This window comes from Isoptericola croceus (genome assembly GCF_029382255.1).
Taxonomy (GTDB): Bacteria; Actinomycetota; Actinomycetes; order Actinomycetales; family Cellulomonadaceae; genus Isoptericola; species Isoptericola croceus.
This window is the reverse complement of sequence record NZ_JARLLG010000005.1, coordinates 73,474-95,835: the sequence shown is the minus strand read 5'-3', so window position 1 is coordinate 95,835 and position 22,362 is coordinate 73,474. Positions and strand designations below refer to the sequence as shown.

Below are 22,362 nucleotides of genomic sequence, written 5' to 3'. Positions count from 1 at the left end.
ACGCGGGCATGGATTGCATGCTGGTCGGGGCCGCACGTTCCGGACGATGAGCGTTCTCGCATCGGCCGCGGTTGAATGGTTGCTGGGGAGGCGGGATGCGGATGCCGTGCTCGACATCCTCCGAGGCCCGGAAGTGTCGCTCTACGCGCCGTACTTGTCGCCGGTCGAGTTCATGGCCGCAGTCCGCGGACTCGTCTTCGGCGGCCACGCGACCGCCGAGCGTGGACGTCTCGCGCTGGGCGTGCAGTCGCCGCATATGAGGCCGTAGGTATGTGCCCGTTGACTCACCGAATGTTACGTGTAACGCTTGACGCATGAGTACGAAGGAGCGGGTGGCAGCGCACCGCGCGCGGATGCGGTCCCGGGGGTATCGGGAGGTCCGTATGTGGGTCCCGGACGTGCGCTCTGAGGAGTTCGCGACGGAAGCGCGTCGGGCGAGCATCCGAATGAATCGAGCCGACGCGGCCGACGACGTGATGGCGGATCTGGAAGCCGTGTCCTGGGCGGAGGAGCACTGGGACTCGGAGACCTGGTGACCGCCCGGCGCGGCGAGATCTGGACGATTGCAGGTGGTGCAGGACGCCTGACGAGCAAACCTCGCCCTGCGCTCGTGCTGCAGAGCGATCTCTTCGACGCGATGGACTCGGTCACCGTCGTCTTCCTCACCACCGACCTGACGTCGTCGCCCACCCGCGTGCCTGTCGCGGCAGACGACCTCACCGGAATCTCTCGCCCGTCGTTCGCCATGGCCGACAAGATCACCACGGTACGTCGGACGAATCTGGGAGAGCGGTGCGGACGGGTCGACACGTCGACGATGCTCGACGTCGAGCGGGGCGTGGCAGTCTTCCTCGGGCTGGCAGGCTGATCGCGGCACTACCGGGACACGGGGCCCGCGCCGTAGTCTCGAGCCCGTGACCGAATCGACCCCCCTCATCGCCACGCCGGAGCACACCGTCGAGGGCTTCGTCCGCGAGTACCTGCGCGAGCTGAACTTCGCCCAGGGCACCATCCTGGAACGGGCGACCGTCAACGACCACTACCTCGCGCTGGCCCGTACCGTCCGGCACTACCTCATGGCCCGGTGGATCACCACGACCACCGAGCACTACCGCCGTCAGCCCAAGGCGGTGGCGTACCTGTCGGCTGAGTTCCTGCTGGGCCGCCAGCTCGACAACGCGCTCGTCGCCGCGGACCTCGAGGAGATCGCCGCCGAGGCGCTCGCCTCGCTCGGCATCGAGCTCGCCGACGTGCGTGAGGCCGAGGTCGAGCCGGGGCTCGGCAACGGCGGCCTGGGCCGTCTCGCCGCCTGTTTCATCGACTCGCTGGCCACGATGTCCGTGCCGGCCATCGGCTACGGCATCCGCTACGAGTACGGGATCTTCCGTCAGACGTTCGTCGACGGCCGGCAGGTCGAGGAGCCCGACGACTGGCTGTCGGGCGGGTCGCCGTGGGAGTTCGCGCACCCCGAGCACGAGGTGACGGTCAGCTTCGGCGGTCGCACCGAGAAGTACACCGACCCGGAGGGCCGGGAGCGCACCCGCTGGGTGCCGGGTTGGCAGGTGCTCGGTGTCCCGTACAACTACATGGTCCCTGGCTACCGCAACGGCCGGGTCAACACGCTGCGGCTGTGGAGCTCGCGCGCCACGCACGCGTTCGACCTGAAGATCTTCAACTACGGCGACTACGCCGAGGCGGTGCGCTCGCAGACGTTCGCCGAGAACATCTCGAAGGTCCTCTACCCGGAGGACTCCACACCGCAGGGCAAGGAGCTGCGGCTGCAGCAGCAGTACTTCTTCGTGGCCTGCTCGCTGCGGGACTTCATCGACCAGCTGCTGCCCGAGGGATTCGACCTGCACCGCCTGCCGGAGCGGATCTGCTTCCAGCTCAACGACACGCACCCGGTCATCGCGGTCCCCGAGCTGATGCGCATCCTCGTCGACGAGCACGGTTTCGACTGGGACGAGGCGTGGGAGGTCACCCAGGGTTGCTTCGCCTACACGTGCCACACCCTGCTGCCGGAGGCGCTGGAGGTGTGGCCCGTCGAGCTGCTCGGTCGCCTGCTGCCGCGACACCTGGAGATCATCTACCGCATCAACGACGAGTTCCTGGTGCAGGTACGTGAGCACTCCGGGGACGACGAGCTGCTCGTGCGCCGCATGTCGATCATCTCCGAGCACCCGGCGCGCAGCGTGCGGATGGCGCACCTCGCCACGGTCGCGGGTATGAAGGTCAACGGTGTGGCCGAGCTGCACTCCCAGCTCCTGCGGGACAAGGTGCTGGCCGACTTCGCCCGGCTGTGGCCCGAGAAGTTCACCAACGTCACCAACGGCGTGACACCGCGCCGGTTCGTCCGGCTCGCGAACCCGGGGATGTCCGGGCTGATCACCGAGGCCATCGGGGACGGCTGGGTGACGGATCTCGACCGGCTGCGGGAGCTCGAGCCCCTGGCCGACGACGCGGAGTTCCGCCGGCGCTTCCGCGAGGTGAAGTCCGCGAGCAAGGACCGGCTCGTGGACCTGCTGGCCCGCCGCGACGGGATCGAGATCGACCCGGGCACGATGCTCGACGTCATGGTCAAGCGCCTGCACGAGTACAAGCGCCAGACGCTCAAGCTCCTGCACGTGATCACGCTCTACGACCGGATCGTCTCGGGCGAGGTCCGGGTCGAGGACCTGGTGCCCCGCACCGTCGTCTTCGGCGCCAAGGCTGCCCCCGGCTATGTCATGGCCAAGGAGATCATCGCGCTGATCAACCACGTCGGGGCGGTGGTCGGCGCCCATCCCGAGGTCTCGAAGGTACTGAAGGTCGCCTTCCCGGCGAACTACAACGTCACCGTCGCCGAGACGCTCATCCCCGCCGCCGACCTGTCCGAGCAGATATCGCTGGCGGGCAAGGAGGCGTCGGGCACCGGCAACATGAAGTTCGCCCTCAACGGCGCGCTGACCATCGGGACCGACGACGGCGCGAACGTCGAGATCCGCCAGCTCGTCGGCGACGACAACTTCTTCCTGTTCGGGCTCACCGAGCCCGAGGCTGCCGCGATGCAGGAGGCGGGTTACCGCCCGTCGTCGTACTACGAGGAGAACCCGACGCTGCGGCGGGCGCTCGACCTCGTGGCGCGCGGCGAGTTCTCCGGGGGAAACCGATCGACGTTCGAACCCGTGGTGTCGAACCTGCTCGGGGAGGACCGCTTCATGGTCCTGGCCGATTTCCAGGCGTACCTGGACGCCCAGGACCGGGTCGAGGCGGCCTACCGTGACCCGGACGCGTGGAGCCGGTCTGCCGTGCTCAACGTGGCCCGCTCGGGGTTCTTCTCCTCGGACCGCTCGATGCGGGACTACCTGTCCCGTGTCTGGCACGCCGAGGCCCTGCCCCCGGCATGAGGCCGTCGCCGTCGGGTGCCGATGGTGCCGGCACCCGACGGCGGGCCTTCCCCCTGGTCAGGGACGGTGCCGGCGCCCATGGCCCGGACGGTGGTGTCGGGCACGCCCTGGTGCGTGTCTTCCTTCCGTCCGGACGGCGATGTCGCCGGCGGTGACGAGCGCCCGGTCCGCGGCACGAGCGGGGTGCGTGGCGTCGTCGGGCATGACGAGCACGCTAGCGCGACCGGTCAGGGTTCGCGCGCGGAGCCTGTCGACGGGTCGCGTCGGCCCTCGGGGTGCCGCTCGGTAGACTCGGCTCGATGTCTGAGACTGCCGCCGTGCGTGTCGTGACCGACTCGACCGCCTGCCTGCCCATGCCCGGCGACCCCGGGCGCGCCGCGCTGTGGGACGGCCTCGACCACGGCCCCCTCGTGGTCCCGCTGCACGTGGTGACCGAGGGCGGGTCGTTGCGCGAGGGCATCGACGTCAGACCGCAGGACGTGGCCGCGCGCATCGCCGACGGCGAGCGCCTCACGACGTCGCAGCCCTCGACGGCCGAGTTCTCCGAGGTCTACCGCGAGCTCGTCGCGGACGGCGCCAGTTCGGTGGTCTCCGTGCACCTGTCGGGCGAGCTGTCGGGCACCTTCGCCTCGGCGGAGCGTGCTGGGCTGCGTGCGATGGTCCCGGTGCGTGCCGTCGACTCGCGGACGGCGGCGATGGCGCTCGGCTTCGCCGCCGTCGAGGCAGCGCGGTGCGCCGCCGCGGGCTGCGACACCGAGCACGTGGCGCAGCGCGCCGGCGAGGTCGCCGCCTCGGCGGAGGCGGTCTTCCTCGTCGACTCCCTGGACCACCTGCGCCGTGGTGGCCGGCTCTCGGCCCCGGCGGCAGCGCTCGGCACCGCGCTCGGTGTCCGACCGATCCTGGGGGTGCGCAAGGGGCGCGTCGAGCTCGTGCTGCGGGTGCGCACCCGCAGCGCGGCACTGTCGCGCCTGGTGACGATCGCCGTCGAACGGGCACGCCGGGCGACCCGCCCGGCGGTCGCGGTGCACCACCTCGGGGCGCCGGAGCGGGCGGCCGAGGTCGCTGCCCAGCTCGTGGACCGGATCGGCGTGCGCCCGGTGGTCACTCCGGTCAGCGCGGTCCTGGGAGCCCACGTCGGTCCGGGTGCCCTGGCGGTGATGGTCGTCGATCGCGGCGTCCACGTCCACGACCTCGAGCCGGGCGGCCCCTGGTAGCACGGGCGCTCGAGGCCACCCCTGTCGGCAGGTGTCCACAGGCCGGTGCCCGGCAGCGGCCGGGCGGAGGCGAGGACCCTAGCGTCGCGCCGTGACCACCTCCGAGACGCCTCTCGCCCCCGACGCCGCATCCGCTCGCCTCGAGGCCCTGCGTGCCGCTCTCGACGGCGCCGACCCGGAGCCCTCCGCACCCGAGACGACGCTGCGGCCGGGCGGCAGCAGGGCCGAGGAACCGGACCCCGAGCTCGTCGCTCGCCTGCGGGACAGGCGCTCCGCCGGGCACGTCGCCGCCGCCTACAGCGCCGCGCACGGTCACCCGACCACGGCCGACGACGGTGCGGTACGCAGCCGGTGGGCGCTGTCCGGCCCGGTCGCGGTCGCGGCCTGCGGGGTCCTCCTGACCCTGGCACTGGCCGTCGCCGCCATCACCCTCTGGTCCGGTGGCCGGACCGAAGGACTGGGAACGATGGTCGACGACAGACCGCTGGACGAGGTCGTCGTCGAGGACGTCGCGCTCTCCGACGCGTCGGAAGCCGTCGCGGCGCACTCGTCGGAGATCGTCGCCGACGTCGTGGTGCACGTCGTCGGGCAGGTCGCCGACGCCGGACTCGTGACTCTGCCGGCCGGTGCACGGGTGGCCGACGCCGTCGAGGCCGCGGGAGGAGCGACGCAGAAGGCCGACATCGGCGCGCTCAACCTCGCCCGGCCTGTCGTCGACGGCGAGCAGGTCTACGTCCCGGAGCCCGGGGAGGAGCTGCCCGCTGTTGCTCCGGAGGCTCCAGGAAGCACCGGCACCACGGACGGCGGAGGAAGCGGCCCCGTCCCGTTGAACACCGCCGGCACGGAGGCTCTGATCACGCTGCCGGGGGTGGGCCCGGTGATCGCTGAGCGGATCGTCGCGTGGCGCGACGAGCACGGACCCTTCACGCGCATCGAGGAGCTCACGGAGGTCGCGGGGGTCGGTCCTGCCATGCTCGACAACGTGCGCGACCTCGTCACCCTGTGACCCGGGACCTGCGGCTCGCCCCGACGGTGGTCGTCGGATGGGTCGCAGCCTGGTCGCTCACCGGTGCCGCAGAGCACGGCGCCCACGCCGGAGGAGACCGCACCGTGCTGGTCGTCGCGCTGGTCGCCGCCGTCGTCGCCGTCGGGTGCCTCGCCGCCGTCCGGGTGATCCACCGTGCCCTCCTCGCGCAGCTGCTGCTGGGCGCTGTGTGCCTGCTCTCGCTCGCGGTGTCGGTGCACGTCCAGGCTGCCGCTCGCGCGGCACTGCCGGAGCTGGCCCGCGACGAGGCCGTCGTCACGCTGCACGGCAAGATCGTCTCCGAGCCCAGGCCGGCGACCTTCGGAGACGCCGAGCGATGGGTGGTCTCGGTCTCCGAGGTGTGGGCGCGCGGCACCGGATCGACGGCGCGCGGCCACGTCGAGGTGACCGCGCCGGGCCCGGCGCCGGGCTACGGTGCCGCGATCGTCGCCGACGCGCGCCTCGGCCCGCGCGGCTTCGGTGCCGGGACGGTCGCGTCGGCGACAGCGACGTCGGTGGAGACCGTCACGGCGCCCGGTGCGGTCCTGCGGACGACCACCCGCCTGCGCGAGGCGCTGCTGGAGGTCACCCACGACCTGTCGCCGCAGGCACGTGGCCTCGTGCCGGGCGCCACCATCGGTGACACCACCCGGTTGCCCGACGATCTCGACAAGGCCATGAAGACCACCGGGCTGACCCATGTCACCGCCGTCTCCGGCAGCCACTTCGCGATCGTGGTCGCCGCGCTCACCGCCCTCAGCGTGCTGCTGCGGATACCCCGCGGGGTGCGCGTCGTCCTGCTCGCCCTCGGCGCGGTCGGGTTCGTGCTGCTGGTGCGGCCCGAACCCAGCGTGCTGCGGGCGGCATGGACCTGCGCCGTCGCACTCCTCGCGCTGGCTCTCGGCCGTCCCGCTGCCGGGCCGCCGGCGCTCGTGGTGGCCTCGACGGTCCTGCTCGTCGTCGACCCCTGGATGTCGCGGTCCTTCGGCTTCGCCCTGTCCTGCGCCGCGACCGCCGGGATCGTGCTGTTCACCGGTCCGATCGCCCGGCGGCTGGCCCCGTGGTGCGGACGGGCCGCGGCGTTCGCCGTGGCGGTGCCGCTCGCGGCGCAGGCTGCGTGCGGGCCGGTGCTGATCCTCCTTGACCCGGCTCTGCCGGCGACCGCGGTGCCCGCGAACCTGCTGGCCGCTCCGGCGCTCGTGCCGGCGACGGTGCTCGGCCTCCTGGCGACGCTCCTCGCCCCCTGGGCACCGGCGGTGGCCGGCCTGGTCGCCGCTGTGGCCGGGGTCGCGACGGCGTGGATCGCGGCCGTCGCCCGGTTCTTCGCCGGGCTGCCGGGGGCGAGCCTGCCGTGGCCCGGCGGTGCGGGTGGGGCGGTGCTCCTCGCGGCCGCCACCGCGGTGGTGCTGTGGGCGGTGCTGCGCAGGCCGCCTGGGCGAGGATGGCGGCGTGCGCCCGGCGAGCTGCTGAACGAGGCTCTCCGCCGTGCCGTGCGCGGACCCGGCCGCGGAGGACCACGGTCTGCCGGCCGGCTGCTCGGTGCGCTGTGCGTGCTGGCGATCGCGACGACGGTCGCCCTGGTCGGCCTGCTCGGCACAAGGCTCCTCCCGCCGTCCTCACGGGCGGTCCCGGACGACTGGCAGGTGGTGGCCTGCGACGTCGGGCAGGGGGACGCGCTGGTGGTGCGCAGCGGGGATCGCGCCGCCGTCGTCGTCGACGTCGGCCCACCCGGCGAGGCGGCAGCGAAGTGCCTGGGCCAGCTCGGTGTGGACCGGATCGACCTGCTCGTCCTGAGCCACTTCCACACCGACCACGTCGGTGGCCTGGACGACGTGCTGGCCGGGCGCACCGTGCGTGCCGCCATCGTCTCCCCGCTCGACGACCCGGTGGCACCGGCGCGACGTGCACGACAGACCCTGGCCGACGCCGCCGTGCCGGTCGTCGTCGGGAGCCCCGGCCAGCAGGGTGTCGCTGGTACGGCGGCATGGCAGGTGCTCGCCGCGCACCCGTTCGGCGGCGGAGCCAATGACGCGAGCGTGGCCCTGGCGCTGCGGACGGAGAGCGGGATCGACGTCGTCGCACTCGGTGACCTGGAGCTCCAGGGCCAGGAGCACCTGCTGCGCCGGCTGGAGTCGGCGGGATTTCCTGGCGGCACCGTCGAGGTGCTCAAGATGGCCCACCACGGGTCGGCGTCGCAGTCGGCCGACCTGGCGAGGCTGCTCGCCCCGGGAGTCACGCTCGTGCCTGTCGGCGAGAACAGCTACGGGCACCCGTCGGACGCGGCACTCGAGCTGTACGAGGACATCGGCTCGCGCATCGTGCGCACGGACGAGTGCGGTACGTCGGCACTGGCGCTGCGTGAGGGAGGTCTGGTGCTCACCTGCACGCGGTGACGAGGAGGGGGAGACACCGGTGGCGTCGGCTGTGCCGACGCCCGCCAGCCCGACGGGCGGATGGGCTGCGAAGACCGCGCGCTTTCTCCAGCAAGGGGTTGCGCAGTGGCTCAACCCGTGAGCAGGCCGTGGAGGGTGTCGAACCGCTGGTCCCAGGTCCAGGCCCCGCGGACCCAGTCCGGCCCGTCGGCCCCCATGCGGCGGCGGAGCGCGGGGTCGGCGAGGAGCTCGACGAGCCTGCCCGCGACGTCGTCCGGGTCGGTGCCGTCGACCACGAACCCCGTCCCGCCCTCCCGCACCGCGTCGGGGGCGCCGCCGGAGCGGCCCACCAGGACCGGGAGCCCCGCCGCCTGGGCCTCGAGGTAGACGATCCCGAGCCCTTCGACCTCCAGGCCGCCGCGCCGGCTGCGCGACGGCATGGCGAAGACGTCGGAAGCCGCGTAGAAGGCGGGCATGGCCGTGTGCGGGTGCCCGCCGGCGAGCACCACGCGGTCGGCCAGGTCGCGGTCGTGGACGAGTCGCCGCAGTCGGTCGGCGTCGGGGCCGTCCCCGACGATCAGCAGTCGCGCGTCGGGGACGTCGCGCAGCACCGTCGGCAGTGCGCGCACGAGCGTGTCCTGCCCTTTGCGCTCGACGAGCCGGGCCGCGCACAGCACGACCGGCGCGTCGGGCGGGATGCCGTACCGGGCGCGTACCTGCCGGCCGCCGACCGGGTCGGCGTCGGCGAACGTCTCGGGGTCGACGCCGGGGGAGAGGCGGACGGCCCGCGCGGCCGCTTCAGGTCCGACGGCGGCTGCCAGCGTGCTCACGGTGCGGTCCGAGAGATAGGTGAGGTGGTCCACCTCCCGGCCGATGCGCTGCAGCGCCGCCCGGGTTCCTGGCACCCGGGCCCACCACAGCTCGTGCCCGTGGGTGCTGGCGACCATGCTGCGCACCGAGGTCCGTCGGCGCAGCGAGGTCGCCATGAGGCCCAGCGGGGCCGCGGCGCCGAACCACACGCTGTCGCACCCGTGCTCCTCGACGAGCCGCACGACCTCGCGGGTGCGGGCCGGGGTGGGCAGCAGCATGCGCGTGTCGGCCCGCACCACCGGGTAGGGCAGGGTGCGGTCGAAGGCGTCCTGTCCCGGTGCGGACGACGTGTGGACGACCACCTCGGCGGGGTCGAACCGGGACGTCATCGCGTGGACGAACGTCTCGATGCCGCCCTGGCGAGGCGGGAAGTCGTTGGTGACGACGAGGGTCCGGGGCACCGGACCAGGCTAGCGGGCGAGGGTCGCGTCGGGGAGGGACGGTGACCTCGAATCCATTCGACGAGGGGTTCACGTGACGTGCCTCACGCGCTAGGCTCGGGATCGTCCAATGATGGAAGCGCTCTCACAAAGGAGTCAGCGTGAGACCCAGACAGCAACGACGCCGTCCCGTGGTCGCCGCCGTGACGGTGATCGCCCTCGCGGGCGCCGTCGCGCCGACCGCGGCGCAGGCCGACGACGACCGAGCTCCGAACCTCGTCGCGAACGGCTCCTTCGAGCCGGGGGTCGCAGGCCAGTGGTGGGGGATCGACGACAGCCAGGTCAGCGACGGCGAGCTCTGCCTCGACGTGCCCGAGGTGGAACGGTTCGGCAACTTCGTCGACCTCGACCTCGTCGCCGGCGAGTCCTACGTGGCCGGGTTCACGGCCCACGGTGATCCGGGCAGTGACGGGTTGCAGGTCAGCGTGCAGTCCGACGGGGCCGCGGGCGACGTCACCTACGACCTGCAGGAGGACTTCGCGGTCACGCCCGGCGCCGAGGAGCTCGCCTGGTCGTTCACCGCCTCGGGCGACGCCCAGCGGCTGCAGTTCGAGCTCTCCGGAGCGCAACCGGCCAGCACGCTGTGCGTGTCGTCGGTCTACGTCATGCCGGTCACCGAGCTGCTGACGAACCCCACCTTCGACGGGCTGGATCCGTGGTGGACCGCGGGCGAGGTCACCCTGGCGCAGACCGAGGGCCGGATGTGCGGCACCGTCCCCGGCGGCGGCAACCAGTGGGACGTCATCCTCGGCCAGAGCGGCATCACGTTCGAGGCCGGGCGCACGTACACCGTCACGGTCACGGCGAGCGCCGAGCCTGAGGCTGCTGCCCGCCTCCTGGTCCCCGATCCCGAGACCGAATGGCCGCCCCTGTACTTCGCAGACATCACCCTGCGCGCCGACGGACAGACCTTCAGCGAGTCCTTCCAGGTCGAGGCGGACGCCGAGTCGCAGGTCCAGCTCCAGCTCGGCGGCAACGCCCAGGCGTTCGAGCTGTGCCTGGACCTGGTGTCGCTCACGACCGGTGGTGAGGTCGCCGAGTTCGAGCACGAGACGGGCCCGCGCGTGCGGGTCAACCAGCTCGGCTACCTGCCGGACGGACCCAAGAACGCCACGCTCGTGACCGACGCGACCACGGCGGTCGCGTGGGAGCTGCTCGACGCCGACGACGCCGTCGTCGCCTCCGGTGAGTCGACGCCGGCAGGCTACGACGAGTCCGCCGGCCTGGACGTGCACACCATCGACTTCAGCGACGTCTCGGCGAGCGGGACCGGGTTCCGCCTGGCCGCCGACGGCGAGGAGTCGTACCCGTTCGAGATCACGGCGTCGCTGTACGAGCGGCTCCGCACCGACGCCCTGAACATCTACTACACGCAACGCTCGGGCATCGAGATCGAGCCGGTCGAGGTCGACGGCGAGCTCAAGAAGACGGAGTACGTCCGCCCGGCCGGCCACGTGTCCGCCTTCGGCGGTGGCGACGTCAACCAGGGTGACGTCGACGTACCGTGCCTGCCGCCCACCGGCGCGGTCGACCATCAGGGTTCGCCCCAGCGCGGCGCGGACGCCCACTACGGTGCCGAAGGTTGGGCCTGCCCCGACGGGTACACGATCGATGCCTCGGGCGGCTGGTACGACGCCGGCGACCACGGCAAGTACGTCGTGAACTCCGGCATCACCGTCTACCAGCTCCTCTCGACGTACGAGCGGTCGCTGCACGCCGGAGTCGTGGCCGACGGTGCGCTGGGTGACTCCTCGCTGATCATCCCGGAGCGGGACAACGGTGTGCCTGACCTCCTCGACGAGGTGCGGTGGAACCTCGACTGGATGCTGGCCATGCAGGTCGTCGACGGCACCGAGATGACGATCGACGGTGAGGTGGTCGACGCCGGTGGGTTGGCGCACCACAAGCTGCACGACATCGCCTGGACCGGGCTGAACACGCTGCCGCACGAGGACCCGATGCCGCGGTACGTGCACCGGCCCTCGACGGCGGCCACGCTCAACCTTGCGGCCGCCGCGGCCCAGGGCGCCCGGCTCTACGCGGACCACGACGAGGCGTACGCGCAGGAGCTTCTCGACGCCGCCCTGCGGGCCTGGGAGGCGGCGTCCGCCCACCCGGAGATCCTCGCGCCGAACACCAACGACCTGGACCCGAACCCGGGCGGCGGTCCGTACGACGACGACACCGTCTCCGACGAGCGGTACTGGGCGGCCGTCCAGCTGTTCCTCACCACCGGTGACGAGGGGTTCGCCGACGCGGTGCTCGACTCGGAGCACCACGTCGGCGGCGACCAGGAGGACATCTGGTCACCCACGGGATTCGACTGGGGCTCCACGGCGGCTGCCGGCCGGCTGGACCTGGCCACGGTGCCGAACAACCTGCCGGGTCGCGGTGACGTCATCGCCTCCGTCCTCGAGGGCGCCGACCGGTACGTCGACGTCCAGCAGGGCGAGCCGTTCGGCCACCCCTACAACCCGGGCGCCTACGACTGGGGCTCGACGCACCAGGTGATCAACAACGCCGTGGTGATCGCCACGGCGTACGACCTCACGGGGGAGGACCGGTACCGCGACGCGGCGCTGGAGTCGATCGACTACGTGCTCGGTCGCAACGCGATCAACAACTCCTACGTCACCGGCTACGGGTCGTACTTCTCCCAGAACATGCACAGCCGGTGGTACGCCTCGGCGGACCGGCTGCCGCCGTTCCCCGACGGCAAGGTCGCCGGCGGTCCCAACTCGGGCATCCAGGACCCGGTCGCGCAGTCGCGGCTGCAGGGGTGCGCGCCGCAGGCGTGCTACGTCGACCACGTGGACTCGTGGTCGACGAACGAGACGACCATCAACTGGAACGCTGCTCTTTCCTGGTACGCCTCGTGGGCGGCCGACATGGGCGACGGTGCGCCCGGTTGGGTACCGCCGACCGCGACCTGCGAGGTGTCCTACACCCAGCACGGCACGTGGCCCGGTGGCGGCGCCAACACCCAGGTGTGGCTCACGAACCTCGGACCGGGTGCGATCGACGGCTGGGAGCTCTCCTGGACCTTCGCGGGGACGGAGACGGTGACCCGGGCGTGGAGTGCCGACGTCACCCAGGAGGGCTCGTCGGTGACGGCCGCGAACCTGGCCTGGAACGCCTCGCTGGCGGCTCCGGACGGTCCGGGCAAGGGGAAGCAGCGGTCGTCCACGACCTTCGGCTTCCTCAGCAGCGGCGCCGACGGGAGCCAGCCCGAGACGTTCTTCCTCGACGGGGTGCGCTGCGCGACGAGCTGACCCGTGACCTGGCCCGCCGGGCCGGTCCGACGCGATGTCGGACCGGTCTGGCAGGCTGGTCCCGTGCCACCGACCCCTTCTCGTCCCCGCGCCGCGCGCCGTCCGAAGACTGCGGCGAACACCCGGCCCTGGGACGACCCGACGCTCGCACCGGTCGTCCTCGTGCGTGGTCCTGAGGGGTTGCTGGCAGAACGGGCGGTCGACGGCGTCGTCGAGCTGGCCCGGTCGCGCGACCCGGAGGTCGAGAAGGTCGAGCTCGAGGCCGCCGCCTACGTCGGTGGCCAGCTCACGGTGGCCGCGAGCCCGTCGTTGTTCGGGGAGGCCAAGGTCGTCGTGGTCCGAGGGGCGGAAGCCTGCACGGAAGACCTCGTCGCGGACGTCGTCGACTACGTCGCCGCTCCGGACCCCGACGGCGTGGTGGTCGTGGTCCATGGCGGCGGCAACCGGGGCAAGCGCATGCTGGACGCCATCCTCGCGTCGGGTGCGCCCGTCCTGCAGTGCGATGCGATCAGCCGCGACGCCGACAAGGTCTCGTTCGTCTCGGGTGAGCTCCGCGCCGCGCGTCGCCGTGCGGAACCGGCGGCCGTGCGCGCGCTGGTCGACGCGTTGGGCAACGACCTGCGCGAGCTCGCCTCGGCCTGTGCCCAGCTCGTGGCCGACACCTCGGGCACGATCGGGGAAGCGACCGTCGACCGCTACTACGGCGGGCGCGTGGAGGCGACGGGCTTCAAGGTGGCGGACGCCGCCGTCGCCGGGGACGCCGGTGCCGCGGTGGCGCTCTTGCGGCACGCCCTGGACACCGGTGCCGACCCGGTGCCGGTCGTGGCGGCGCTCGCGCTGCGGCTGCGCACCCTCGCGCGCGTGGCGGCGATCCGGGGAGGCGCGACGACGGCGCGGGAGCAAGGGCTCCAGGAGTGGCAGGTGCGCAACGCCAACCGTGACCTCGCCCGCTGGACGCCTGAGGGGCTGGCCGCGGCGATCAGTGCGGTGGCGCATGCCGACGCGGAGGTCAAGGGCGGCGGACGCGACCCCGTCTACGCCGTCGAGAAGGCGGTGCTGACCATCGCCCGCGCTCGTGACATGCGCTGAGCCTGGGCACGCTCGGGCACACAGAGGGCGCCCTTCCCGACCGGGAAGGGCGCCCTCTCGTCAGCGTTCGGCTGTCAGCTCAGAGCGCGTCGACGGCCTTCGCGAGGGCCGACTTGCGGTTCGCCGCCTGGTTGGTGTGGATGACACCCTTCGAGACGGCCTTGTCGAGCTTGCGCGTCGCGGTCTGCAGGGCGGCCGTGGCGGCCTCCTTGTCACCGGCGTCGACGGCGGCACGCACCTTGCGGACGTGCGTCTTGAGCTCCGACTTGACGGTCTTGTTGCGCAGACGAGCCTTCTCGTTCGTCTTGATGCGCTTGATCTGGGACTTGATGTTTGCCACTGGTGTACTTCCTGGTGTGTTCGCCTGACGGCGAGCGGATAGGTCGTAGAGGGCGGCCGCAGCTCCGGGACTGGGGTGGGGAACCCGTGGAGAGGAGCTGTGGCTGTGTCCGCCGACCTGGGCGGACACGCAGCGCACCAGACTACCAGTCGCGTGCTCCCCGCGCCATCGCGTCGGCCACACGCTCGAAGGTGCCACGATCGAGCACCGCACCCTCGCGCCGCACGGTGCCCGGGTCCACCCGGAGCACGCGGTCGAGCCGGACCTCGCTGGGTCGGCGCCGCGCGTCCCAGGGGCCGCTGCCGATGTCCATCCACGACCTGCCGTGGCGGGCCTCCTGCACCGCGTCGCGGTCGTGGTCCTGGCTGGTGAGCTGCAGCCCCAGCAGCCACGGCCCGTCGCGGCCCACCAGCAGGACCGGTCGGTCTTTGCCCCGCGAGTGGTCCTCCTCGTACGGCACCCACGTCCACACGATCTCGCCAGGGTCGGGCGCGCCGTCGGCCCGGGGGGAGTAGGTGGCGCGCACGCGCCCGGCGAAGTCACCCGGATAGCCGTCCGACGAGCGGGGAGGGCGAGCCGAGCGGTCGGCGCTGGTGCCGCCCCGAGGTCCTCGGGTGTCGAAGCGGCGGTGACGGGTCGCCGATCGGAGCGCTCGCGAGGCGGCGCGCAGCAGTGCTGTCCAGCGGGGCGTGCTCACGGGACCACCCTAGGCGTCCTGGGATCTCTCCGGCTCACCGTCCGTCGAACGACGGCTGCCGGTGGGCCAGGAACGCGTCGACGGCCTCGCGGTGGTCGGCCGTGCGGCCGAGCCGGTCCTGCTCCTCGGCCTCGGCCGCCAGCGAGGCCGCCAACGGTCGGGCTGTTGCGGCGGCGACGAGCCGCTTGGATGCCGCGTGAGCGAGCGGCGGGCCTGCGGCAAGCCGGGCGGCGATCTCCAGCGCCGTCGGCAGCACGTCGTCGGCCGGCACCACGCGTCCCGCGATGCCCCACGCGACGGCGCTCGCTGCGTCGAAGGTGTCACCGAGGAGGACGAGCTCGCGGGCGCGCGCCGCGCCCACCGCCCAGGTCAAGGTGGCGGACAGCCCGGTGTCGAAGGTCAGGCCGACGCCGCCGAACGCCGTGCCGAGCACGGCGTCGTCGGCGAGCACCCGCAGGTCGCAGGCCAGAGCGATCCCCAGGCCGGCCCCGACGCAGGCACCGTGCACGGCCGCGACGACGGGTTTGGGCATCGTCGTCAGTGCCTGCGCGATGGGACCGTAGTGCCGCTCCACGGTGCGCTGGGTCGCCCACGCACCCGACTCGAGCGACTCGACGTGCTCGCGCAGGTCCTGCCCCACGCAGAAGGCAGGTCCGGCGCCGGTGAGGACGACAGCACGCACCCCGGGGTCGGAGCCGACCTTGCCGAGCGCGGCCAGGAGTTCCTCCTTGAGCGCCAGGTCGAGGGCGTTGCGCGCCTCGGGGCGGTGCAGGGTGACGAGTGCGACGGCGCCGTGGCGCTCGACGATGACGGTGTGCGGCACGGGGGCTCCTCGCTGAGCGGACGGACCGGGTCGGTCTGTCAGTCAAGCAGCGGCGCGGACCCACGGCGAGCGGCCGCGGCGCTCAGGGGACGATCGGTGCAGCCAGGGCGGCGTCGAGTGCGGCGCGGTCCCCGTCGATCTCGACCTCGGCCTCGCCGGGCGCCAGTCGCCGCCAGAGGACCAGCGCCAGCTCGCGGGCGGGGGCTCGCAGGGTGACCGTCGGGCCGGATGCGGGTCGGCCCGCGCCGTGGTCGGGCGCGCCGAGCGTCCACGACCATCCGACGTCCTGGGCCTCGAGGCCGACGGCGTTGGTCAGCGGCTCCATGCGGCCGAGCCGGACCTGACGCGGCGCGAACATCCGCACGACCTCGTCCACGGCGTCGGCCCAGAGCTGTGGTGGCACGTCGATCGGCGCCTCGTGGGCGACCGCCGTACCCGAACCGAGCCGGGCGGCGCGCAGGTCGTGCAGGTGGACGAGCGTCTCGTGCGTCTGCCGGCGCCGCCAGAACGACGCCGGGCCGTTGCCGAGCAGCGTCCACGACGAGGCGTCCGGCCCCAGTGCGGCCAGCGTGTCGCGGATCTCGGCCGCCTGCGTCGCGTAGAAGGGCGCGAGGTCGAACGGTCCGCGGCCGAGCGGGTTCTCCTGCCGCCGGCGTGCCTGGCCGGCGGCCCAGTGGTGGATGCGCCCGAGGTGTGTGACGAGGTTCCGGACCCGCCATCGTCCGCACGCAGGGACCGGGGCGTTCGGGTCGGCGCCGTCGATCCCGGCGACGAAGTCCGCCTGGAGCCGGACCAGCGCGGCGAGACGGTCGAGGTCCGTCCCGGCGTCGGTGCGGCCGTCGGCACGAACCCCGGAAGCCGGGTCGACGAAGGGCGCGGGCACGGTCATGGCGCCACGCTAGACGGGGTCGTGTCGAGGCTGAAGGGCCCGCTCGGCCAGGCATCGTCGAGGTCCTGCCAAACCGTGCACCGGGGCGTGGGAGAATGACGACGCCCATCCTGACCGGCCCCGACCCGACGGAGCGAGACGCGTTGCCCATCCCGTCCCCCGCGCTGAGCGAGCGCATCCAGCCCAACGCCACAGCGCCCGAGCTGATCCGCAATTTCTGCATCATCGCGCACATCGACCACGGCAAGTCGACGCTGGCGGACCGCATGCTGCAGCTCACCGGTGTGGTGCAGCCCCGCGATGCACGCGCGCAGTACCTCGACAGGATGGACATCGAGCGCGAGCGCGGCATCACGATCAAGTCCCAGGCCGTCCGCATGCCCTGGGCGGTCCAAGACAGCGGAGCCGACGACGCGGCGGTCGACGGCGGGCTGACCCCGTACGCGCTGAACATGATCGACACCCCAGGGCACGTCGACTTCACCTACGAGGTCTCCCGCTCGCTCGCTGCCTGCGAGGGGGCGGTGCTCTTGGTCGACGCCGCGCAGGGCATCGAGGCGCAGACGCTCGCCAACCTGTACCTGGCGATGGAGAACGAGCTGGAGATCGTCCCGGTCCTGAACAAGATCGACCTGCCGGCCGCGCAGCCGGAGAAGTACGCCGAGGAGCTCGCCAACCTCGTCGGTGGTGACCCCGCGGACGTGCTCAAGGTCTCCGGCAAGACGGGCGAGGGCGTCGAGGTCCTGCTGGATCGCATCGTCGAGCGCGTCCCGGCGCCGGTGGGCGACCCGGACGCCCCGGCCCGCGCGATGATCTTCGACTCCGTCTACGACACCTACCGCGGTGTGGTGACGTACGTCCGCGCGATCGACGGCGACCTCAACCCGCGCGAGCGCATCCAGATGATGTCGACCCGGGCCACGCACGAGCTGCTCGAGATCGGCGTCATCTCTCCTGAGCCGATCAAGACCAACGGGCTCGGCGTCGGTGAGGTGGGCTATCTCATCACCGGGGTGAAGGACGTGCGGCAGTCGAAGGTGGGCGACACGGTCACGACCGCGAGCAAGCCGGCCACCGAGGCGCTCGGCGGCTATGACGAGCCGCGGCCGATGGTGTTCTCCGGCCTGTACCCGGTCGACGGCTCCGACTACCCGACGCTGCGCGACGCCCTGGACAAGCTGAAGCTCAACGACGCGGCACTGAACTACGAGCCGGAGACGTCCGTGGCCCTCGGCTTCGGGTTCCGCGTGGGTTTCCTCGGGCTGCTGCACCTGGAGATCGTGCGCGAGCGCCTGGAGCGTGAGTTCGACCTCGACCTGATCTCGACCGCTCCGAACGTCGTCTACGACGTGACGATGGAGGACGGCACTGAGGTCAAGGTGACCAACCCCTCGGAGTTCCCGGGCGGCAAGATCAAGGAGGTCCGCGAGCCCGTCGTCAAGGCCACGGTCCTGGCGCCCAGCGAGTTCGTGGGCACGGTGATGGGTCTGTGCACCGACCGCCGCGGCACCATGCAGGGCATGGACTACCTGTCCGAGGACCGGGTCGAGCTGCGGTACACCCTGCCGCTCGCCGAGATCGTGTTCGACTTCTTCGACGCTCTGAAGTCCCGCACGCGCGGCTACGCCTCCCTGGACTACGAACCTGTCGGCGACCAGGCAGCCGACCTCGTCAAGGTGGACATCCTGCTGCAGGGCGACCAGGTGGACGCCTTCAGCGCCATCGTGCACCGGGACGCGGCGTACGAGTACGGCGTGCGGATGACCGCCAAGCTCAAGGAGATCATCCCGCGCCAGCAGTTCGAGGTGCCCATCCAGGCGGCCGTCGGTGCCCGTGTCATCGCTCGCGAGACGGTGCGTGCGATCCGCAAGGACGTGCTCGCCAAGTGCTACGGCGGTGACATCTCCCGCAAGCGCAAGCTGCTCGAGAAGCAGAAGGAGGGCAAGAAGCGCATGAAGAACATCGGGTCGGTCGAGGTCCCGAAGGACGCCTTCATCGCCGCGCTGTCTTCCGAGGGCGCGGGTGGCAAGGAGACCAAGGACAAGAAGAAGTAGCGTGCCCGCCCTCCCCGACGGCGATCCCGTCCCGGCGGACGGCGCGCTGCCCGGCTTCGTGTCCGACGTCGGCGCGCCCGGTCACGCGCAGGGCGCCGCGTCCCGGCCAGGCTTCGGCGTGTACGTGCACGTGCCGTTCTGCTCGGTCCGTTGCGGCTACTGCGACTTCAACACCTACACCGCCGCCGAGCTGGGCGGCGGTGCCTCGCAGATGGCGTACGCGACGACGGCGCTCCGCGAGGTAGATCTCGCCGCCCGGGTTCTTGCCGACGCGGGTCTGGGGGACCGACCGGTCTCGACGGTGTTCTTCGGGGGTGGCACCCCCACGATGCTGCCCGCCGCGGACCTCGCCCGGATCCTCGCCGGCGTGCGGGGCGCCTGGGGGCTGGCGCCGGACGCCGAGGTCAGCACGGAGGCCAACCCCGACTCGGTGTCACCCGAGTCCCTGTCCGTGCTCGCCGAGGCCGGGTTCACCCGGGTGTCCTTCGGGATGCAGTCCGCGGTGCCGCACGTCCTGGCCACGCTGGAGCGCACGCACGATCCCGCGCGGATCCCCGACGTCGTGCGCTGGGCCCGGGAGGCGGGCCTCGACGTCTCGCTCGACCTCATCTACGGCACCCCGGGGGAGTCCGCGGACGACTGGCGGGTCTCGGTGGAGGCCGCGCTGTCCACCGGGGTGGACCATGTCTCGGCGTATGCGCTCGTCGTGGAGCCGGGCACCAAGATGGCGGCCCAGGTGCGGCGCGGCGAGGTGCGGCTGCCGGACGAGGACGACCAGGCCGCCAAGTACGAGATCGCGGACGACCTGCTCACCGCCGCCGGGCTCGACTGGTACGAGGTGAGCAACTGGTCACGCGGTGCCGAGCACGCCTGCCGGCACAACCTCGCCTACTGGCGCGGCGACGACTGGTGGGGCATCGGCCCGGGGGCGCACTCCTACGTCGGTGCCCGGTCCGGGCTCGACGGCGGCGCGGCGGCCGCGGAGCACGTCGGTGTGCGCTGGTGGAACGTCAAGCATCCGCGGCGCTACGCCGCGCAGCTCGAGGCCGGCGGCTCGCCGGGCGCAGGCCGAGAGCTGCTCACGGCGGCCGAGGCCCACCTGGAGCGCGTCATGCTCGGGGTGCGGCTGGCGGAAGGGCTTGATCTCGCGCTGCTGGACCCGGCCGGGCGCCGCGCGGTCGCGGGCCTGGTGGCCTCCGGTCTGCTCGACGGCACGGCCGCCGTCCGCGGCCGTGCCGTGCTCACGCGTCGCGGACGGCTCCTGGCCGACGCCGTGGTGCGTGAGCTGACCGCGTGACCCCGGCGCCGGCAGCGGGCTGCTCTCCGGCGCCGGGGACGCGTCACTTGATGAACGTGATCTTGAACGGGTACCGGTACCACTCGTCGCGCGAGGCGGCCATGGCGCCGAGGATGCCGAACACGATCGCGCAGACCCAGGCGGCGAGCATGATCAGCCCGCCGACGAGGATCGCGAGCAGCACGGAGCCGACCACGTACGCCAGCAGCAGGGTGAGCTGGAAGTTCAGTGCTTCCTTGCCCTGGTCGTTGAGGCGCTGGCTGCGGTCCTTGTAGATCAGCCAGACGATCAGAGGTGCGACGAAGCCCAGCACGATGCCACCGGCGTGCGCCAGGATCGACCAGGTCCGCTCGTCCGACGGCGAGACAGGGGCGGGCGGGTACTGCCCGGCCGGCTGCTGGCCGTAGGGCTGCTGGGGCGGGGTCTGCTGGCCGGAGGGCTGTTGCGGCTGGCCGGGCTGCTGCGCGGGCTGCTGCGGCTGATCGGGCTGCTGACCGGTGTTCGGCTCGGGTGTCGCGTCAGTCATCTGCTGTCTCTCCTTCGTCGGGCGGTGCGTCCCGGTCGCCGGGCACACACCGGGTGAACCTACCGGTGGGGAGGGCCGGGTGGTGGATGGCCTGACGGCCGCCGGGAGATTTCACCCGGTCACCGCACCATGCGCAGGATGATGGGGTAGCGGTAGAGCTCGTAGCGGTTCACGGTGATGGCCGCGATGATCGCCAGGACCAGGCCGGTGACCCACACGGCGGCGATGATCAGCCAACCGATGAGGATCGCGACGGTGACCCACCCGATGACGACGCCGATGAGCAGCGTGATCTGGAAGTTGAGCGCCTCCTTGGCCTGGTCGGCGACGAACGCGCTGCGGTCGCGCAGCAGGAGCCAGATGATCAGCGGGGCCAGGAATCCGAGGGTCCCCGCGCTGAGCGCCGCCACGATCAGCGGGCCGATGTGGGCGAAGATCGCCCAGGTGCGCTCGTCGGACTGCGACAGCGGGCGAGGCCCGTACGGCTGGTCCGGAGGCGTCGGGGTCTGGGTCATGTCTCCATCTTGGCAGAGGCTGGTGCGCCTTGTCGGACGAATCGGGCGTCGGGTGGCGCACGGCCACCGGCGGACCGACAGTGGTCTCGGCCCTTCCACCACCGAGGAGGAACGATGAGCGAGAACACGCCGAGGTCGCCGGGGCAGCCGGACGACCCGTACGGCCAGCAGCCGCCGAGCCCTGGACCGCCGCAGCAGCCCCACCAGCAACAGCCGCCCCTGCCGTACGAGCAGCCCATCGGCGAGCGGCCCGTCGGTGAACAGCCCGCCGGGGATCAGCCGTTCTACGCGGGCGCGGCGTCATCGGCCGCGAACGTGGCGCGCAACGACACCAAGGGCTTCTTCGGCGCGCTGTTCGACTACTCGTTCATGAACTACGTGACGCCCAAGGTCGTCAAGATCGTCTACGTGATCGTGACGGTCCTCGTCGCCCTCGGCTGGCTGGTCGCCCTCGTCGCAGCGTTCGCCAACAGCGTCTGGGCCGGCATCGGGTTCCTGCTCTTCGGCTGGATCATCGCCCTGGTCTACCTCGCGATCGCCCGGATCACGCTGGAGTTCTACCTGGCGGTGGTGTCCATCTCCGAGAAGGTCAACCACTACGCCCGGCGTGACGGGATCGTGTGATCACGCCGTCACGAAGTCGATGAGCTCCTCGACCCGGCCCAGCAGGGCCGGGTCGAGGTCTCTGAAGTCCCGGACCGAGGCGAGGATCCGCTGCCACGCCCGGCCCACGTCCGCGGGGCCTGACGCCGGCCAGCCGAGCTCTTGCAGGATGCCGATCTTCCACTCGGTGCCGCGGTCGATCGTCGGCCAGCGCTCGAGCCCGACGCGCGCAGGCCGGACGGCCTGCCAGACGTCGACGTAGGGGTGACCCAGCACGAGCACGGTGCCCGCCGTCACCGTGCGCAGCGCCTGCGTCGTGATCCGTTGCTCCTTGGAACCTGGCACGAGGTGGTCGACGAGCACCCCGACCCGGCGCTCGGCGCTCGGGACGAACTCCGCCAGCGCGTCGGCGAGGTTGTCGACGCCGTCGAGCATCTCGACGACCACGCCCTCGACGCGCAGGTCGTCGCCCCACACCTTCTCCACGAGCTCGGCGTCGTGCTTTCCCTCGACCCAGATGCGTGACCCCCGGGCGACCCGGGCCCGCGTGCCGTGCACGGCGACCGATCCGGAGGCCGTGCGCGTCGGACGGGCCGGTGCCCGCGACGTCACCGGAGCGGTGAGCTCGACGGGCTGCCCGTCGACCCAGAACCCTGGACCGAGCGGGAAGGAGCGGGTCCGGCCTCGCCGGTCCTCGAGCACCACCAGGTGCATGCCCCCCGACTTCTCGACGTGGACCACCGCGCCCACCCAGCCGGTCTGCACCTCTTCGACGACCAGCCCGGGCTCGGCCGGCTGCGGCCGTGACGTGGGCCGGCGGCGGTGGTGGGCGGAGCCGTCGGGGGTGCCGGGAGCGCGGCTCGAGGTGGAGGCGAGGACGTCGGATCCGTAGCGGTCGTGCACGCAGGAGAGCCTAGAGAGCGGCGACGTCGGTGGCGGTGACCGACACGC

21 protein-coding genes are annotated in these 22,362 nt (G+C 72.2%); 12 read left to right on the top strand and 9 right to left on the bottom strand.

The features are described 5' to 3' along the window. The first annotated feature begins 46 nt into the window (after positions 1-46). Genes PZC42_RS12505 through PZC42_RS12490 form a run of 4 tightly spaced genes read left to right on the top strand, consistent with a single transcriptional unit; the run spans position 47 to position 3,386 of the window. Positions 47-268 carry a PIN domain-containing protein gene (locus PZC42_RS12505; protein ID WP_277211570.1) on the top strand — a complete coding sequence of 74 codons (222 nt, stop codon included), beginning with the start codon at positions 47-49 and terminating at the stop codon, positions 266-268. Between the two features lie 46 nt (positions 269-314). Beyond that, entirely contained in the window at positions 315-536 is a 222-nt protein-coding gene (locus PZC42_RS12500; RefSeq protein WP_277211569.1) for an antitoxin MazE-like protein, read from the top strand. Further along, positions 533-868: a type II toxin-antitoxin system PemK/MazF family toxin gene (locus PZC42_RS12495; protein WP_277211567.1), complete on the top strand. Its 336-nt coding sequence runs from the start codon at positions 533-535 to the stop codon at positions 866-868. The genes PZC42_RS12500 and PZC42_RS12495 overlap by 4 nt, the downstream gene beginning before the upstream one ends. A 46-nt stretch (positions 869-914) precedes the next feature. Next, positions 915-3,386: a glycogen/starch/alpha-glucan phosphorylase gene (locus PZC42_RS12490; protein ID WP_277211565.1), complete on the top strand. Its 2,472-nt coding sequence runs from the start codon at positions 915-917 to the stop codon at positions 3,384-3,386. 57 nt (positions 3,387-3,443) lie between these two features. Here PZC42_RS12490 and PZC42_RS12485 read toward each other — a convergent pair whose 3' ends face one another. Beyond that, the gene (locus PZC42_RS12485) at positions 3,444-3,590 is read right to left on the bottom strand and encodes a hypothetical protein (protein WP_277211563.1); all 147 of its coding nucleotides are present in this window, start codon (positions 3,588-3,590) and stop codon (positions 3,444-3,446) included. Positions 3,591-3,685: 95 nt separating this feature from the next. On the opposite strand from PZC42_RS12485, the gene PZC42_RS12480 reads away from it, so the two are divergent. From PZC42_RS12480 to PZC42_RS12470, 3 genes are all read left to right on the top strand, one after another. Continuing rightward, positions 3,686-4,600 carry a DegV family protein gene (locus PZC42_RS12480; RefSeq protein WP_277211561.1) on the top strand — a complete coding sequence of 305 codons (915 nt, stop codon included), beginning with the start codon at positions 3,686-3,688 and terminating at the stop codon, positions 4,598-4,600. Positions 4,601-4,691: 91 nt separating this feature from the next. Further along, positions 4,692-5,606, top strand: coding sequence for a helix-hairpin-helix domain-containing protein (locus tag PZC42_RS22565; RefSeq protein WP_277211559.1), 915 nt, complete (start codon positions 4,692-4,694; stop codon positions 5,604-5,606). Beyond that, positions 5,603-8,017: a ComEC/Rec2 family competence protein gene (locus tag PZC42_RS12470; protein WP_277211557.1), complete on the top strand. Its 2,415-nt coding sequence runs from the start codon at positions 5,603-5,605 to the stop codon at positions 8,015-8,017. Before PZC42_RS22565 ends, PZC42_RS12470 begins: the two co-directional genes overlap by 4 nt. Positions 8,018-8,127: 110 nt before the next feature. Here the strand turns inward: PZC42_RS12470 and PZC42_RS12465 are convergent, their stop codons facing one another. Then, the gene (locus tag PZC42_RS12465) at positions 8,128-9,267 is read right to left on the bottom strand and encodes a glycosyltransferase family 4 protein (RefSeq protein WP_277211555.1); all 1,140 of its coding nucleotides are present in this window, start codon (positions 9,265-9,267) and stop codon (positions 8,128-8,130) included. Positions 9,268-9,407: 140 nt separating this feature from the next. Here PZC42_RS12465 and PZC42_RS12460 point away from each other — a divergent pair, with 140 nt between their 5' ends. Together PZC42_RS12460 and holA are read left to right on the top strand one after the other, a co-directional pair. After that, positions 9,408-12,578, top strand: a complete 3,171-nt coding sequence (locus tag PZC42_RS12460) for a glycoside hydrolase family 9 protein (RefSeq protein WP_277211553.1) — start codon at positions 9,408-9,410, stop codon at positions 12,576-12,578. A 63-nt stretch (positions 12,579-12,641) separates the two neighbouring features. Further along, positions 12,642-13,667 carry a DNA polymerase III subunit delta gene (holA, locus tag PZC42_RS12455; RefSeq protein ID WP_277211551.1) on the top strand — a complete coding sequence of 342 codons (1,026 nt, stop codon included), beginning with the start codon at positions 12,642-12,644 and terminating at the stop codon, positions 13,665-13,667. A gap of 79 nt (positions 13,668-13,746) precedes the next feature. Here the strand turns inward: holA and rpsT are convergent, their stop codons facing one another. The 4 genes from rpsT to PZC42_RS12435 form a co-directional block, all read right to left on the bottom strand. Beyond that, positions 13,747-14,007 carry a 30S ribosomal protein S20 gene (gene rpsT, locus PZC42_RS12450; RefSeq protein ID WP_277211550.1) on the bottom strand — a complete coding sequence of 87 codons (261 nt, stop codon included), beginning with the start codon at positions 14,005-14,007 and terminating at the stop codon, positions 13,747-13,749. 142 nt (positions 14,008-14,149) lie between these two features. Beyond that, positions 14,150-14,704: a type II toxin-antitoxin system PemK/MazF family toxin gene (locus tag PZC42_RS12445; protein ID WP_277211548.1), complete on the bottom strand. Its 555-nt coding sequence runs from the start codon at positions 14,702-14,704 to the stop codon at positions 14,150-14,152. Positions 14,705-14,738: 34 nt separating this feature from the next. After that, entirely contained in the window at positions 14,739-15,527 is a 789-nt protein-coding gene (locus tag PZC42_RS12440) for an enoyl-CoA hydratase/isomerase family protein (RefSeq protein ID WP_277211546.1), read from the bottom strand. 82 nt (positions 15,528-15,609) lie between these two features. Further along, the gene (locus PZC42_RS12435) at positions 15,610-16,416 is read right to left on the bottom strand and encodes a maleylpyruvate isomerase N-terminal domain-containing protein (RefSeq protein ID WP_277211544.1); all 807 of its coding nucleotides are present in this window, start codon (positions 16,414-16,416) and stop codon (positions 15,610-15,612) included. Positions 16,417-16,511: 95 nt separating this feature from the next. On the opposite strand from PZC42_RS12435, the gene lepA reads away from it, so the two are divergent. Both lepA and hemW read left to right on the top strand, forming a co-directional pair. Next, positions 16,512-18,470, top strand: coding sequence for a translation elongation factor 4 (gene lepA / locus PZC42_RS12430; RefSeq protein ID WP_277211542.1), 1,959 nt, complete (start codon positions 16,512-16,514; stop codon positions 18,468-18,470). A 1-nt stretch (position 18,471) separates the two neighbouring features. Further along, on the top strand, positions 18,472-19,767 hold the full coding sequence (gene hemW / locus PZC42_RS12425; RefSeq protein ID WP_277211539.1) for a radical SAM family heme chaperone HemW: 1,296 nt from the start codon (positions 18,472-18,474) through the stop codon (positions 19,765-19,767). Positions 19,768-19,810: 43 nt separating this feature from the next. On the opposite strand, the gene PZC42_RS12420 is transcribed toward hemW, so the two are convergent. Together PZC42_RS12420 and PZC42_RS12415 are read right to left on the bottom strand one after the other, a co-directional pair. Next, the gene (locus tag PZC42_RS12420; RefSeq protein ID WP_277211537.1) at positions 19,811-20,293 is read right to left on the bottom strand and encodes a DUF4870 domain-containing protein; all 483 of its coding nucleotides are present in this window, start codon (positions 20,291-20,293) and stop codon (positions 19,811-19,813) included. A 119-nt stretch (positions 20,294-20,412) separates the two neighbouring features. Next, a complete protein-coding gene (locus PZC42_RS12415; RefSeq protein WP_277211535.1) occupies positions 20,413-20,808 on the bottom strand; it encodes a DUF4870 domain-containing protein in 396 nt (131 codons plus the stop codon). Positions 20,809-20,922: 114 nt separating this feature from the next. On the opposite strand from PZC42_RS12415, the gene PZC42_RS12410 reads away from it, so the two are divergent. Beyond that, the gene (locus tag PZC42_RS12410; RefSeq protein WP_277211533.1) at positions 20,923-21,432 is read left to right on the top strand and encodes a DUF4282 domain-containing protein; all 510 of its coding nucleotides are present in this window, start codon (positions 20,923-20,925) and stop codon (positions 21,430-21,432) included. On the opposite strand, the gene PZC42_RS12405 is transcribed toward PZC42_RS12410, so the two are convergent. After that, on the bottom strand, positions 21,433-22,314 hold the full coding sequence (locus PZC42_RS12405) for a DUF3097 domain-containing protein (RefSeq protein ID WP_277211531.1): 882 nt from the start codon (positions 22,312-22,314) through the stop codon (positions 21,433-21,435). Positions 22,315-22,362: the final 48 nt, after the last annotated feature.